The following is a 13,585-nucleotide window of genomic DNA, read 5'->3' as shown; positions in this document are numbered from 1 at the left end:
TCCATCGGTGTCGCCGGTGGGCAGCCGGGGACCTTGGGCTGTCTCGTCCGAGATGGCGATGGCTCCGTGCAGATCCTCACGACGGCTGGTGTGGTCACACACGGCGGCACCACCGGCGTCGGGACGACTGTCTACCAACCGGCGCCCGTAGGTGTCGGCCCGTGGACCAATGCGATAGGGACGGTCACCCGAGCAGTGGAGCTCTCGACCCGGCGCGCACTCTATCCTCCGCTGACCGAGATAGTCCCGGTCACCGATGCCGCCCTCGTCCGACCTGCCGACCCGAGTCTGGTGACCGACGCGACTCTCGATGCGACGGTGCCTGCTGGCAGTCGTCTCCACCCGATGGTCGGTCTGATCGTGGGCACGGCGATCAGTCTCGACGGCGAATTCTCCTACATCGCCTTGCCGATGCAGGACGTACTGGACGCGCTGGGGGCGAGCCCGTTGAGTGCTGGATCGGTGACCGCGCCGGTCACCGGACGGTTGGTCACCTTCATCGGTGCCGGCGGTGGTACTCGCCCCGGCCGGATCGTGGACACTGGTCAGGACGAGGTGGAGGTCCGCTATGCCCACCCCGACGGCCCGGCGCTCGGCCTGGTGTCGAACGCCTTCCGCATCTCCGCCGGTGTGGCTCAGGACGAGGACGCCGGTGCCGTCGTCTATGCCTGGGCAGGCAACGAGGTCGGTGCCCGATGCACCGGGTGCATGATCGCCTCAGATCTGGAACGTGTCTACGACATCCCGTTCACCCGGGACGTGGCCTTGGCTGACGCCATCCGCGACGACTACCTGATCCCGACGGCGACCGGATCGATGCTGGTCCAGCTCTTCTACAAGAACGAGGACCAGTTCCGAGCGCGCCTGACGTCCGTCACACCGAGCGAAGCCGAACTCGACTACGCCAGGTTGCTGTACGACCGGTATGTGCAGATCGTGCGTGACGAGATCGATGACGTCGCGATGAACCACGTACCCGTCACCGACGAGGTGCTCGATGACGTGCGGGCCGCCGTCTATGGATTGTCGCGGTTCATGTCCGCCGAGGAGTACGAGGCATGTCAGGAGTTGCTGGACCTGCTGGAGGATGTCAAGGGCTTCACGGTTCGTGAAGGTATCGACCACATGAACGAGGGGGCCACGCTCGACCGGGTGCATGCGATCCTCGAGTCGGTGCCGGGTTGGGACACGACCTATGACGCCGGTTGAGGGCTGGGGCGGCACCTGCGAGGAGAGCCGAACCCAGTCTTTTCTCACGGATCTGCGAGGAATCCTGCGTACCGTGGCGGCCGGTCTTGAACCCGAGGCCGCCGGCTATCTGGAGCAGCTGGTGGCGCATGGCGGACACGGCTTCCGGCCCTGCCTGCTGCGGGAGGCTGCGCTGGCCCGGTCGGACGAGGCTGAGGCCGGACGGATCCTTCAACTGGCGGCTAGTGTGGAACTGTTGCACATCGCCTCGCTTGTCCACGACGACTACGCGGATCGGTCGCGCTTTCGACGTGATGTCCCGACTCCGAGAGGCGCGCTCGGCAGCGAGGCGACCCTGTTGCTCGGAACCGCGGCGGCTGTGGAGTCAGTCAAGCTGTCGCGTGACCTGGGCTACGGTTTCGCCCGGGCGTGGATCGACGGCGCGGCCAGGCTCGCAGACGGCCAGCTTGCCGATGCACAGCGGTCCTTTGCTGGCCCGTTGCGCGTTGAAGAGTACGTCGAACTACAACGACGGAAGACCGGCAGTCTGATGGCGTTCGCCGTCCTCGCGGGCGCGGCAGCCGCTATGCCGCTGACCGCCGCCGAGGTACGGGCGATGTCCGGTCTCGGCGAGGATCTGGGAGTCGCATTCCAGATCGCCGACGACCTGGACGACGAAGGCGGACGGACGGACGGAAAGCCTGCCGGGCTGGACGAGCGCAACGGAGTCGGAATCCGGAGCGTGGTGGCAGCCGACGGCAGACCGGCGACGGCGGCCCTGCTGAGGCCGGTCGGCCTGCGTCACCTGGATGCAGCGGCGGCGGCGTGGAGTGACTCTTTCCGACGACCGCCCCTGCCCTATGGCGTGTTCGCGACGGTTCGGCGCAGGCTGGCGGGATCAGTATGAGGGTCGCGGACGTGGTGATCGTCGGAGAGGGGCCGGCAGCGCTCGGTGCCGCGGCGGCGATGCGGAGGCGATGCCTCGATGTGGTCGTGGTCTGCTGCGGATCGACAAGGGATGGAGCGCCGCGCTACCTGACACCTCGTGCGCAACAGGAGCTGCTGGACCTGGGGCTCCCGCTCCCCCGAGGCCATCTGCTCGACGGCTCCACCGTGTTCGGAGGCGAACAGTCGGGATCTCTCGCGTTCAGCGGGAGGCCGCTCGGCGTAGAGCGATCGTCGTGGGACCGGTATTTGGCGGCGACGATCAGGTCATGTGGACACCCCGTGATCGCTGGAGAGGCCACCCTGGCGAATGCGGAGGCTGGCGTCCTGGAAGTGGCCGACGGGAGTGGGGATACGCGGCGGCTGGTGGGCGGCGTGATCGTCTGGGCCGCCGGCTCGTCTCCCTGGGCCGAGGGCGCCGCTGTAGGCGGTGAGGTCGTGGTGTACGAGCGGAATGCGGAGGAACCTGTTCGGGGGCTGCGGATCGCCCTACCCGTCGACCGAGAGGTCCGGGAGTCCGTGGGGCGGGATGGCGCGTGGACGATCCAGTTGGGAGAGCACGAGTACCGCGGCGTGCTGCGTCTCGACGGCTTGAAGATCTCGGACGCATCGGTGCTAGCCGACGGGTGGAAGCGGACGTCCCACGGCGACCTGCCGATCCGCTACGTCCGGGATCGCTGCATGCGAGGCCGAGTCCTCCTCGTGGGTGGTGCCGCGGGCCTGGCCAACAGGTTCACTGGCGAAGGCATCAGTTACGCGCTGATCAGCGGACGGCTGGCGGGAGAGGCTTCGTCGGCGGGCCGTGACGTACGCCTGGAGTATCCGCGCCTACTCGGCGCGCACTTCGGCAACGGCGACCAGGGCGACGCCCGGGCGGCGCGGCGGCACCGGCTGGTGCTGAGGGCGCTCGGCGGCGCTTTGGCCGAGCCGAGCGCTGCGAGGCGGCGGTTGGTGGGGCTGGTGCTCGACCAGACGGACGCTGAGTCAGTAGGCGGTGAGGCGATGGATGCCGCCGGTGCTTCGATCGCCCTCCAGCGGGCTCGCGCCCGTATCCAGGTCGTCACCGCGCGTGAGGCCGGAAGGCTGTGGCTGGCTGCGGTGCCCTCGCTCGTACGGGTGCCGGCCATGCCGGACATCAGGCTCTCGGACGTGCTGCTCGCGTGTGCCGGCGCAGAGATCGACAGACCGCGGACCGCTGTAGCCGGCGCCGCCGTCGACTTGCTGGCAGCATCGGTCGGTCTCCTGGCTGCGGCGGTGACCGACACACCGGAGGCCGTGGGCGCAGGAGACCACAACCGGAACTGGGCGGAGGTCGCGAGCGTGGCGGCTCATGACGTCCTTGCGTGCCGAGCACTCCGGCTTGCCGCGCAGGCTGGTCCCGACGTGTTCGATGTGTTCCTGGCCTGGATGGAGTCGGCTGTCCGATGTCGACAGCGGCACCGTATCGACGGCGCGCCCAGCGCTCTCCGCCTCTATGAGCTGGGTTTCGAGCTTCCCGCGACCACGGCGGCGGTCCTCTCTGTTCGCGATCTCGTCGATGTCGACATGTTCGTGAGCGTCGGGAGGTTGCTCGGTCGTGCCTACGCGTATGGCGACGAGGGAAGGCTCCAGGTAGGAAAGAGGAGTCGTCTGGGGCTGGACGCTTCCGAGACCGACGCCGCCGGGCTCCGATGCGCGTGGGGCGTCGGAGCTCTCTACGACGATCGGGGACGTCGTTTCCGGCAGGAGTGGTCCTCGGTGGTCGAGGCGATGAGTCCGGCGATCGGCGGGTGGCGGATGGCCCAGCTGACGGCGTTCTTCGAAGCTGGCTTGGACCTCGGGGCGGGCCCGCCTGTTGCTGCGTCGTCTGGCGGAGGCGGATCGTGACGAGCCGAGCGCGTAGGCGAGCGTCACCGGTCGTCCTCCTGGTCGGATTGCTGCTCACTCTCGCGGCCGCCGGCTGCGACGACGGTGGGGCCGACGAGCAGGCCGGGACAGAGGCCGTCGCCGAACCGACGGTCATACCGGGGAACTGGGTGTTCGACGACACCGAGGAGGCATGCTTGTGGTTCCTCGACCACGCCTATCTCTACGGGCCCAGCGTCAGTAGAGAGGTGGCGCTCGCGGATCAGGCCGCGCTGAAGGCGGAGATCGAGCGAGGAGCGCTGCGGGCGAGCGTGGTGTGGGTCGATCAGTGCAGATTCGGTCCGGTGATCCGACTCGGGGTGCCGAGCCGGCTTGTCCAGTTTCCGGAGAAGGGTGAGGGCGGGACGCCCGTGCTGGCGTATCTCCAGGGGCCGTTCTACGCCTATTGAGCCGGATCCCGATGCATCGTGGACGGCGGCCTTCGCCGTACGTCGCGGCCGTCGCCTATGGTCTGCGGGTGCCCCGTACCGCTCCTCGCCTCGCCTGCTGCCTCACCGTCCTCGCCGCGCTGGTAGTGGCGCTGATCGGTACGCCGGCCCGCGCCGAGGACCGGCAGTACCCGGAGCCGTACTTTAACGGCAACGTGGGCGACCCGAGTGTCGTCATGGTCGGCAAGCGGATGGTCGTGGTCGGGACCGGGCCGCAGATCAACCGGGCGTACAAGGACCCCGGGCAGCCCTGGCGATACCAGCAGCCGGTGCTCACCCATCGTCCGAAGTGGGCGGTCGCGGAGGGTGGCATCTGGGCCTCGGAGATCGCGAAGGTCGGCCGCCGGTGGCTGCTCTACTACGCCGTCCCGGTGGCCGGACTCGGCGACTTCGGGCGCTGCATCGGCGTCGCCGTGGCGAAGCGGGCGCTCGACGCGTTCAAGCCGGTCGGCAAGCGGCCGCTGGTGTGCCCGTCGCGGGCGCTGGTGCCGACCGCGCAGGACCCCGTCCTCACGCCGGACCTGCCCAGCCGCGGCATCATCGACCCGTCGCTGTACCGCGAGGGCAAGCAGAACTACCTGCTCTACAAGACCGACGGCCGGCCCTCGTCGATCCGGCTGCTGCCGCTGAGCAGGAGCGGTCGCCGGGTGCGGACCGGGCAGGACCCGGCCAACCCGAGCGTGGAGCTGGTCCGCGCGGAGGGCGTGATCGAGAACCCGGTGCTGACCCGCCACGCCGCCACCTACTACCTGTTCGCCTCCGAGGGCGACTTCGCCCGCTGCTCCTACCAGCAGACCTGGCGCCAGTCCGCGTCCTTGACCGACTGGTCGCTCGCCACCCCGGCGGTGCTGCTCGACAGCACCATCACGCAGGGGCTGTGCGGACCGGCCGGCGGCGACATCCTCAAGCATCGAGGACGCACGACCCTCTACTTCCACGGCTGGGTGCGGCTGCACTCCTCGAAGCCGAAGGGCGCCAACTACTGGGCCTGGAACGGTGGGGAGAAGTACGGCCGCCGGGCGATGTACGCCGCGCGGCTGACCTTCCCGGGCGGCGTGCCGACGGTGCGCAAGTACCTGACGCGCGGCGGCGTGCCGCAGCGCGTTCCTGCGCCGTACTGACCGTCTCCTCGGTAGGGTCGGCGCCATGAGCGACCGCGAGCTGCTGGCCGGCTACGTCGAGAGCTGGTGGAGCGCGGTGACCGACCTCGTCGCGCTGCTCGAGGACCTCGGCCCCGACGACTGGTCCACGCCCACCGACCTCGCCGGCTGGGACGTGAAGGCGGTCGCCTCCCACACCGCCCACCTCGAGTCGATCCTCGCCGGCGGCCCCGACGAGACTGCCGACATCGGCGAGCCGGCCCACGTCACCGGGCCGATGGGCCGGTTCACCGAGATCGGCGTCGTCACCCGCCGCGACCGCGATCCGGCCTCGATCGTCGAGGAGATCCGTACGTCGACGGCGGCTCGACGCGCGAGCCTCGCCGCCGCCCCGCCGGCGGACGCCGCCGCGCCCGCCGACGGGATCTTCGGCCTGATCGGCTGGAACACCGGCACCCTGCTGCGCAACCGGCCCCTCGACGTGTGGATGCACGAGCAGGACATCCGCCGCGCCGTCGGCCGGCCGGGCGGCCTCGACAGCCCCGGCGCCCAGCACACCGCCGACTACCTCGTCGAGGCGTTCGGGTTCGTCGTCGGCAAGCGGGTCGCCCCGCCCGCCGGCACGACGGCCGTGCTCACCGTCGAGGGCAGCGAGCCGGTCGCGGTGCAGGTGGGTGAGGACGGCCGCGCCCAGCGGCTGACCGCCGTACCCGACGCGCCGGACGTGTCGCTCGCCATGGACCGGCAGAGCTTCGTCGTGCTGGCCGGCGGGCGTCGCACCGCCGCGCCGGGGGCCGTGACCGTCTCGGGCGACCAGGCGCTCGGCGAGCGGATCGTCGCCAGCCTCGCCACCACCCCCTGAGGAGCGGGATGTCTGACTGGAACGTCGCCGACCTGCCCGACCAGACCGGCCGCACCGTCGTCGTGACCGGGCCGACCCTCGGCGGGCTCGGCCACCACACCGCCCTCGAGCTCACGCGCCGCGGCGCCAGGGTGATCCTGGCCGGGCGCAACCCGGCGAAGGTCGAGGAGACCGTCGCCGCCATCCGGGGCGAGGTGCCCGGCGCCCAGCTCGAGGCGCTCCACCTCGACCTGGCCAGCCTCAGCTCCGTGCGGACCGCGGCCGCGGCGGTCGCCCAGGTGGGCCCGATCGACGTACTCGTCAACAACGCGGGCGTGATGGGCACCAAGTACTCCCGCACCGCCGACGGCCTCGAGCTGCAGATGGCCACCAACCACTTCGGGCCGTTCCTGCTGACCGGGCTGCTGCTGCCGCAGCTCGTGCAGAGCGACGACGGCCGCGTGGTCACGGTGTCCTCGCTGTTCCACACCTTCGCCGGCAAGGCGCCGCTCGGCCCGCCGCGCGAGCAGACGGGGCGGTACCACACCTGGCGGGTCTACGGGCAGACCAAGCTCGCCAACCTCTACTTCACCGCCGAGCTCGAACGCCGGCTGCGCGCGGGCGACCTCCCGGTGCGAGCCCTCGCCGCCCACCCCGGCTTCGCGGGCACCCATCTCGCCGCCAACGGCCAGTACGGCCGCTCCTCCGGCGGCATCGCCTCCATCCTCGACGCCGGCGTGAAGGCCATCTCCCAGCCCGCCGAGGCCGGCGCCTGGCCCTCGCTCATGGCCGCAACCGCCGACCTGCCCGGCAACACCTTCGTCGGCCCCGGCGGCTTCCGCCAGCTCTCCGGCCGCCCCCGCACCGTCGGTCGCAGCCGGCTGGCCCGCAACGAGGACAACGCGCGGCGGCTGTGGGAGATCAGCGAGGCCACCGTGGATCTGAGGTACCCGTGACCGACGACGGGATGAACCGCTACTACCCGAACCGCGGTGCCGGCAGCGCTTTGGCGGCGACGATCCGCGCCGCACGGTTCAAGCCGGTCAGGTTCGCGAACGGCTACGACATATGCGCGAGGTCGACGAGCTGCTCGACGGGCTGGTCGCGGCGCTCGAGGCCGGCCAGCCGGTGCGGGCGACCATCGCGGCCGTTGCCTTCACCACCACCCGCTTCCGCGAGGGCTACAGGCCGGCCGAGGTCGACGCCCTGCTGGCCGAGGTGACCCGCTCCGCCGAGGCCTGAGGCCCGTACGACGAAGCCGGGTGCGCTGATACGACACCGTGGGCCGAGATCTCGTGCCGGAACCCGTGCCGGGCGGCGCGGTGCGCTCGATGACCGCGGGCCGGAAGGGGTCAGCGCCCGCGTGGGCCGTAGACGGCCTCGGCCTTCGTGAACGCCGCCTCGCGGGCCGCCTTGGTGTTGCGGGCGGCGAGGAGGAAGGCCTGCTCGATCCGCTCCCGGGCGAAGGTACGACGCGGCGAGGCGCTCCACGTGTCGTTGAACAGCCGCTTGGCGGCGGCGATCGCGTCGGGGGACCGCTGGGACAGCTCCTCGGCCAGGCGCAGGGCGGCGGCCAGCGGGTCGTTGTCGAGGTGGGTCACCAGGCCGAGGTCGTGGGCCCGGGAGCCGTCGAAGACCTCGGCGGTCATGGTGAGGAGCTTGGCCTGGTCGATGCCGACGAGCTCCTTGAGGGCCTGGATGCCGGACATGTCGGGAATCAGGCCCCACTTGCCCTCGAGCACCGACCAGCGCGAGTCGGGGGTGGCGATCCGGAAGTCGGCGGCGAGCGCGATCTGCAGGCCGCCGCCGAGGCAGTGGCCGTGGACGGCGGCGATCACGGGGACGGGGATCCGCCGGAAGGCCCACGGGGCCTCCTGGAAGGTGTTGGTGCCGCGCAGCGGACGGGGGACGAACGCCTTCGCGATGCCGGCCGGGTCGCGCAGCACGGACGCGAAGTCGAGGCCGGCGCAGAACGCGTCGCCCTCGCCGCTGACCACGACGGCGCGCAGTGACTTGTCGCGGCGCAGGGCGTGCGCGGTCGAGACGAGGTCGTCGAGGATGTCGAGCGTCAGCGCGTTGAGCTTGTCGGGGCGGTCCAGCCGGACGTGGGCGATCCCGTCGGTGATCGTGCAGCTGACCTGGCGCTCGCGAGTGCTCATGCCTCGATGCTACCCGCAGGTAACATCGAGGCCCAGTCCGCACTACGGCGCGCGCTCGAGCTCCAGCGGTGTGGCGACGCCCGGCTCGCCCGTGGCCGGGTCGATGGTGAGTCGGCCGGTGCCGCTGAACCTCATCGTCGCCTCGCCCGTGGAGGTGCGGTAGCCGAAGGCGCCGCCGCTGAGTGTGATCGTCGTGCCGTCGACGGTGACGGTCGGCTCGGTGGTGAGCCCGCGCCACCAGCCGTCGGGCAGCGGGGAGTCGTCGGCCGGGTAGACCAGCTCGGCGGCGGGGCACGAGGCGGTCCCGCGCGCGCAGGGCTCGAAGGCGGCCAGTGTCTGCTTCGTGATCGCGGCCGTGCCCTCCGGGGTGGCCGCCACGTCGAGCTCGGGCAGCGGCGTCGGCGTCGAGCCGGGGACGACGGCCAGGTCGGTCTCCGGAGAGGTGAAGTACGGCCCCACGCTCGCCCGGACCGGGTAGACGGCCGGATGGACGAGCTGGGCGTCCGGCTCGTACGTCGTCCGCCCGGCCTCGGTGACCGCGATGTCGCCGACGACGACGTCGAGGTGCGCCGTCCCCCAGGTCGCGGCGTTCCAGTCGACCTCGCCGGACAGGGGCGTCACGACCAGCCAGCCGCCGTCCGCGCCGGAGCGCGGCAGGCCGAGCGTGATCGTCGCGCGGTGACGCTGCCCCGCGAGGCGGTAGCGGACCTCGAACTGCTCGAACCGGTCGAACACCACGTCGCTGGCGCTCCGCGCCGTCGAGACCTCGCGGGAGTCGCCGAGGGAGACCTCGCCGATCCGCTCGCTCGCCTGCGCCAGCAGAGCATCGGCACGCTCGAGCGCCTCGGTGTCCCCGACGGCGACCAGGTCGGCCAGGTCGCCGGGGTCCTCGCCGTCGTCGGAGAGCACCCGCAGGTAGCGCTGCGCCGCACTGCGGGCGGCGGAGTCGTCGTCGCGCCCGGAGAGGACGACGAAGGTCACCACGCCCGCGACCAGGAGGACGGCGAGGGCCGCGGCCGCGAGCAGCATCGAGCGCCTCGTGGCCGCCGTCATGCGCTGGGGTCTTGGTGGTCGTCCCACAGGACCGGGAAATGGTCGCCCTTGCCGATGTCCTTGGACGCCGCGGCGTGCTTCTCCAAGGCGTCCTGCGCGCCGGTGTCCTGCTGCCCGATGTCGCTCATCACGAGGTCCAGGGTCTTCGCCGAGGCCTTGACCTCGTCGCCGAGATCGTCCATCAGGCCCGGCAGGATGTACCAGATGTTGGCCCACTCCTCCATCGGCCCGCTGGAGTCGATGCCGATCCCCGGCCCGCGGTTGAAGTCGGTGAAGATGCTGCCGGCGTACGCCTCGGACGCCTTCGTGCTCGCCTTGAACAGGTGGCGCGCGACGGCGGGCAGGTACGTCGAGCACATGTCACGCACCTCCTGGTCGCGGTAGAAGATGTTGTCGCCGCTGAGGTCGCTGTCGTCGTCGACGTCGAGCAGCGCGGGCCGGGACAGGTCGAAGCTGCCGCGGTTGCGCAGCATCACGTTCAGGTTGTGGTTGAGGTTGGTCTGGATGGCCTTCTCCTCCTTGACGATGTCGTCGTTGAGCGAGGTGAAGTATCCCGGCATCGCGTCGCGCACGGAGTCGTAGCTGACGCTCGGGGCGGCGGGCTCGGTCTTGATCGCCTCGTAGGTGTCCGAGGCGACCTTGACGCCGAGGCCGGCGACAGCGACGGGGATGACGGCCCCGCCGGTGGCGAAGATGGCCGCGCCGGCCGCGGCCCAGCCGAGCACCTTGAAGACCAGGCTCCAGTCGAGGCCGCTGTCGTAGGTGACGGCGTCGTACGCCTTGGTGGTGTTGACCACGATGTCGGCGACGGCCTGGCGCGACTCGGTCCACAGGCCCTTCTGGGCCTCGAGGTGCCCGCCGAGGCACAGGCACAGCGCGTACTGGCCGCCGACAGCGGTGGGGAGCTGGGAGAGGAAGTTGAGCTTGAAGGCGGCGGCGGTGTGGCCGGCCCACTCCTTGGAGGAGGTCAGCGCCTGGTTGATCGCGCCGACGATCTGACCGCCGCCGGTCGGGCTGCCGTCGGTGTCGACGGCCGAGATGGCGATCTCGGAGATCGCCTCGCGCATCGGGTCGATCCACTTCTGGATCGCCTCGGGGTCGGGCAGCGTGAGCCAGGGACCGACGTGCTCGTCGACCGCGCCGCGGATGGTGTTGAAGGCGTCGATGTAGTCGTGGATGTGGTCCTGGTCGACGTTCGAGAGGCTGTACTCGCCGCCGCCCTCGCCGTTGCTGTCGGTGCCGGTGACCTCCTCCTGGTAGCCGGTGGTCCCGGCGACCCGGAGGCGGAACCAGCCGTAGCTGGCATGCCCGATCCAACCCTCGGACTTCATCCAGGCGCTGATCCGGGCGATCTTGAGATCGACGACGAGGGAGTCGATGTTGTCGTAGGAGGACATCCGAGTCGGTCCTTCGGGGAGGCGTCAGGGCGTCCCGGACGGTGCCCCGCGCGCTGCTGTCCGAAACCGCCGCCCCCGGCCCGGGGTACGGGTCAGGCCGCCTTGGCCATCTCCTTCTTCGTGGCCGCGCTCTCCAACAGGCGCTGCATCACGCGGCGCTTGCGCTTGTCGGCGGTGGTCATGGCATAGAGCAGCTTGAGCTGGCTGGGGAGGTTCTTCGGGGTGGTCGTGGCCAGCCAGCCGTTCGGGAACGACAGCCGGACGAAACGGTGCCAGGCGCTGTAGACCTGCTGGGGGAGCGGCGCCGAGTGGTAGTTGAGACCGTACTTGTCGAAGACCGCGCGCACCTTCGGGGCCACCTCGGCGTACCGGCTGCTCGGCAGGTCGGGGAACAGGTGGTGCTCGATCTGGTGCGAGAGGTTGCCGGTCATGATGTGCATCAGCTTGGAGCCGGAGATGTTGGCCGAGCCGAGCATCTGGCGCAGGTACCACTCACCCCGGGTCTCCTTCTCCGGGATCGAGTTCAGCTCGAAGGTCTCGACGCCCTCGGGGAAGTGGCCGCACATGATCACCGAGTGCGACCACAGGTTGCGCACCAGGTTGGCGGTGAAGTTCGCGGCCAGGGCCGGCACGAAGGAGCCGGTCGGCAGCGCGAGCGCCGGGTTGACGACGTAGTCCTTGGTGGCCTGCTTGCGGATCTTCTTCAGCGTGTTGGCCAGGCTGCGCTTGAACTCCTCGCTGCGCTTCTCCTTCGGCAGCCGCAGGTTGCGGCCGAGCTCGAGGTCGTAGGCGGCGATGCCGTACTCGAAGAAGCACGCGTTGATGAAGTTCCACAGCGGCTGGGCGAGGTAGAGCGGGTACCAGCGCTGCTCCTCGTCCACGCGCATGATGCCGTAGCCGAGGTCGTTGTCCTTGCCGATGATGTTCGTGTAGGTGTGGTGGATCTCGTTGTGGGAGTGCTTCCAGCCCTCCGCGGTCGACGCGTTGTCCCACTCCCAGGTGGTCGAGTGGATCTTCGGGTCACGCATCCAGTCCCACTGGCCGTGCATGACGTTGTGGCCGATCTCCATGTTCTCCAGGATCTTGGCCACGGAGAGGCCCACGGTGCCGGCGATCCAGGCCGGCGGGAAGATGCTGACCAGCAGGGTCGCGCGCGAGGCGAGCTCCAGCTTGCGTTGGATGTCGACCATCTTGCGGATGTACGCCGCGTCCTTCTCGCCGCGCGCCTCGAGCACCTCGGCGCGGATGGCGTCGAGCTCGGCGCCGAGCGCCTCGATCTGCTCGGGGGACAGGTGCGCGATGGGGTTGTCGGCCTTGTTGGTGATCGTCGTCATGGGGATTCCTCCGGGGATCGGTCTGGGGCGATCAGTGGTCGATGACGCAGTCGCCGGCGGCGGCGTTGATGCAGGTCTGGATCTTCACGCCGTCGGGGTGGGTCTCCCCGGGGACGGCGACGGTGAGCTCGCCGTTGCGCAGGTCGCGCACGGCGCCGGACCTCATGGGCAGCACGCAGCCCATGCAGATGCCCATCCGGCAGCCGCTCGGCATGAGGACGCCCGCCGACTCGGCGGCGTCGAGGATCGGGACGGTGCCGTCGGTCTCGACGGTCGTCGCGGAGGCGCCGGCGAAGGTGAGCGTGCCGCCCTCGGCCGCGCGGTCGATGACCGTCGGGCGGAACCGCTCGGTGTGGAGCGTGAGCCGCCGCTCGTCGTAGAACGCCTCGAGGGTGTCGAGGAGGCCGGCGGGACCGCAGGCGTACGCCGTGCGCTCGGCCAGGTCGGGCACCTCGGCCTCGAGGTCGGCGGTGGTCAGCAGGCCGTCGGTGTCGGTGTGCCGCTCGATGAGGCGCAGCCGGCCGGCGTCGGCGTGGGCGCGCAGCTCGGCGCCGAAGATCACCTCGTCGCGCTTCATGGCGGAGTGGACCAGCACGACGTCGTACGTCGCGCGCGCCTCGGCCTCGTTGCGGGAGTAGAGGTTGCGCAGCATGCCGATGACGGGGGTGATCCCGGAGCCGGCGGTGACCAGCAGCAGCTTGTGGCGGCTGCCGGATTCCGGCGGCGTCAGCACGAAGTCGCCCTCGGCCTGAGCGAGCTGGAGCATCTGGCCGGCGCGGGCGTCGCGGACCAGGTGCTGCGACACGGCGCCGTCGGGGATCGCCTTGACGGTGATCGAGATGTGGCCGTCGCGGCGTGGGCCGTGGGTCAGGGAGTAGGTGCGCCACAGGCGGATGCCGTCGACGTCGACGCCGACGCGGACGTACTGCCCCGGGATGTGGCCCGCCCAGTCCCGGCCGGGCCTGATGACCAGGGTCGCGGCGTCGGCGGTCTCCTTGTGGACCGACACGATCCGGCCCTGGAGGCCGGCGGCGGCGCCGGGGCGCAGCGGGGCGAAGTGGTCGAGCAGGTCGTCGACGCTGAGCGGTGTGACGGCGGCGTCGAGGAGCGAGCGGAGGCCGGTGCGCAGGCGTCCGGTCCGGGCGGCCGCGTCGGGGGCGGCGGTCGTCGTACTCACAACTCAAGAGTCCCAGCCGGGAACGCTAAACTCATGACCGCAGCCGGTGAATCTACTC

Annotated in this window: 13 protein-coding genes; 8 read left to right on the top strand and 5 right to left on the bottom strand. The window is 70.6% G+C overall.

Annotated elements, in window-relative coordinates; genetic code table 11:
* Positions 1 to 66 precede the first annotated feature (66 nt).
* From ACUP6Y_RS20710 to ACUP6Y_RS20675, 8 genes are all read left to right on the top strand, one after another.
* Complete coding sequence (locus tag ACUP6Y_RS20710) at positions 67 to 1,209, top strand: hypothetical protein (protein WP_462552798.1); 1,143 nt, start codon at positions 67 to 69, stop codon at positions 1,207 to 1,209.
* Positions 1,196 to 2,095, top strand: a complete 900-nt coding sequence (locus tag ACUP6Y_RS20705) for a polyprenyl synthetase family protein (RefSeq protein ID WP_462552797.1) — start codon at positions 1,196 to 1,198, stop codon at positions 2,093 to 2,095. The genes ACUP6Y_RS20710 and ACUP6Y_RS20705 overlap by 14 nt, the downstream gene beginning before the upstream one ends.
* A complete protein-coding gene (locus tag ACUP6Y_RS20700) occupies positions 2,092 to 3,999 on the top strand; it encodes an NAD(P)/FAD-dependent oxidoreductase (RefSeq protein ID WP_462552796.1) in 1,908 nt (635 codons plus the stop codon). The genes ACUP6Y_RS20705 and ACUP6Y_RS20700 overlap by 4 nt, the downstream gene beginning before the upstream one ends.
* A 47-nt stretch (positions 4,000 to 4,046) precedes the next feature.
* Positions 4,047 to 4,427 carry a hypothetical protein gene (locus ACUP6Y_RS20695; RefSeq protein WP_462552794.1) on the top strand — a complete coding sequence of 127 codons (381 nt, stop codon included), beginning with the start codon at positions 4,047 to 4,049 and terminating at the stop codon, positions 4,425 to 4,427.
* Between the two features lie 11 nt (positions 4,428 to 4,438).
* Positions 4,439 to 5,587, top strand: coding sequence for a family 43 glycosylhydrolase (locus ACUP6Y_RS20690; RefSeq protein WP_462552792.1), 1,149 nt, complete (start codon positions 4,439 to 4,441; stop codon positions 5,585 to 5,587).
* Between the two features lie 25 nt (positions 5,588 to 5,612).
* Positions 5,613 to 6,428 (top strand): maleylpyruvate isomerase family mycothiol-dependent enzyme, encoded by an 816-nt coding sequence (locus ACUP6Y_RS20685; RefSeq protein WP_462552790.1) that lies wholly within the window; start codon positions 5,613 to 5,615, stop codon positions 6,426 to 6,428.
* A gap of 8 nt (positions 6,429 to 6,436) precedes the next feature.
* Positions 6,437 to 7,363, top strand: coding sequence for an oxidoreductase (locus tag ACUP6Y_RS20680; RefSeq protein WP_462552789.1), 927 nt, complete (start codon positions 6,437 to 6,439; stop codon positions 7,361 to 7,363).
* A 112-nt stretch (positions 7,364 to 7,475) separates the two neighbouring features.
* On the top strand, positions 7,476 to 7,649 hold the full coding sequence (locus ACUP6Y_RS20675) for a DivIVA domain-containing protein (RefSeq protein ID WP_462552788.1): 174 nt from the start codon (positions 7,476 to 7,478) through the stop codon (positions 7,647 to 7,649).
* A gap of 110 nt (positions 7,650 to 7,759) precedes the next feature.
* On the opposite strand, the gene ACUP6Y_RS20670 is transcribed toward ACUP6Y_RS20675, so the two are convergent.
* The 5 genes from ACUP6Y_RS20670 to ACUP6Y_RS20650 form a co-directional block, all read right to left on the bottom strand.
* Complete coding sequence (locus tag ACUP6Y_RS20670) at positions 7,760 to 8,566, bottom strand: crotonase/enoyl-CoA hydratase family protein (protein WP_462552786.1); 807 nt, start codon at positions 8,564 to 8,566, stop codon at positions 7,760 to 7,762.
* A 42-nt stretch (positions 8,567 to 8,608) separates the two neighbouring features.
* The gene (locus ACUP6Y_RS20665) at positions 8,609 to 9,619 is read right to left on the bottom strand and encodes a hypothetical protein (RefSeq protein ID WP_462552785.1); all 1,011 of its coding nucleotides are present in this window, start codon (positions 9,617 to 9,619) and stop codon (positions 8,609 to 8,611) included.
* Positions 9,616 to 11,016, bottom strand: coding sequence for a hypothetical protein (locus ACUP6Y_RS20660; protein WP_462552784.1), 1,401 nt, complete (start codon positions 11,014 to 11,016; stop codon positions 9,616 to 9,618). The genes ACUP6Y_RS20665 and ACUP6Y_RS20660 overlap by 4 nt, the downstream gene beginning before the upstream one ends.
* A gap of 92 nt (positions 11,017 to 11,108) precedes the next feature.
* On the bottom strand, positions 11,109 to 12,350 hold the full coding sequence (locus ACUP6Y_RS20655) for a fatty acid desaturase family protein (RefSeq protein ID WP_462552783.1): 1,242 nt from the start codon (positions 12,348 to 12,350) through the stop codon (positions 11,109 to 11,111).
* A 31-nt stretch (positions 12,351 to 12,381) separates the two neighbouring features.
* Positions 12,382 to 13,527, bottom strand: a complete 1,146-nt coding sequence (locus ACUP6Y_RS20650) for a ferredoxin reductase (protein WP_462552782.1) — start codon at positions 13,525 to 13,527, stop codon at positions 12,382 to 12,384.
* Positions 13,528 to 13,585: the final 58 nt, after the last annotated feature.

The organism is Nocardioides sp. S5-5 (assembly GCF_054954065.1).
The sequence above is the reverse complement of the archived record's forward strand: the minus strand, read 5'-3'. Positions and strand labels throughout refer to the sequence as shown.

Excerpts from the sequence above, each read along its gene's own strand:
- ACUP6Y_RS20705 (WP_462552797.1), top strand. The coding sequence starts at position 1,196 with ATGACGCCGGTTGAGGGCTGGGGCGGCACCTGCGAGGAGAGCCGAACC.
- ACUP6Y_RS20700 (WP_462552796.1), top strand. The coding sequence starts at position 2,092 with ATGAGGGTCGCGGACGTGGTGATCGTCGGAGAGGGGCCGGCAGCGCTC.
- ACUP6Y_RS20690 (WP_462552792.1), top strand. The coding sequence starts at position 4,439 with ATGCATCGTGGACGGCGGCCTTCGCCGTACGTCGCGGCCGTCGCCTAT.
- ACUP6Y_RS20685 (WP_462552790.1), top strand. The coding sequence starts at position 5,613 with ATGAGCGACCGCGAGCTGCTGGCCGGCTACGTCGAGAGCTGGTGGAGC.
- ACUP6Y_RS20680 (WP_462552789.1), top strand. The coding sequence starts at position 6,437 with ATGTCTGACTGGAACGTCGCCGACCTGCCCGACCAGACCGGCCGCACC.
- ACUP6Y_RS20675 (WP_462552788.1), top strand. The coding sequence starts at position 7,476 with ATGCGCGAGGTCGACGAGCTGCTCGACGGGCTGGTCGCGGCGCTCGAG.
- ACUP6Y_RS20670 (WP_462552786.1), bottom strand. The coding sequence starts at position 8,566 with ATGAGCACTCGCGAGCGCCAGGTCAGCTGCACGATCACCGACGGGATC.
- ACUP6Y_RS20665 (WP_462552785.1), bottom strand. The coding sequence starts at position 9,619 with ATGACGGCGGCCACGAGGCGCTCGATGCTGCTCGCGGCCGCGGCCCTC.
- ACUP6Y_RS20660 (WP_462552784.1), bottom strand. The coding sequence starts at position 11,016 with ATGTCCTCCTACGACAACATCGACTCCCTCGTCGTCGATCTCAAGATC.
- ACUP6Y_RS20655 (WP_462552783.1), bottom strand. The coding sequence starts at position 12,350 with ATGACGACGATCACCAACAAGGCCGACAACCCCATCGCGCACCTGTCC.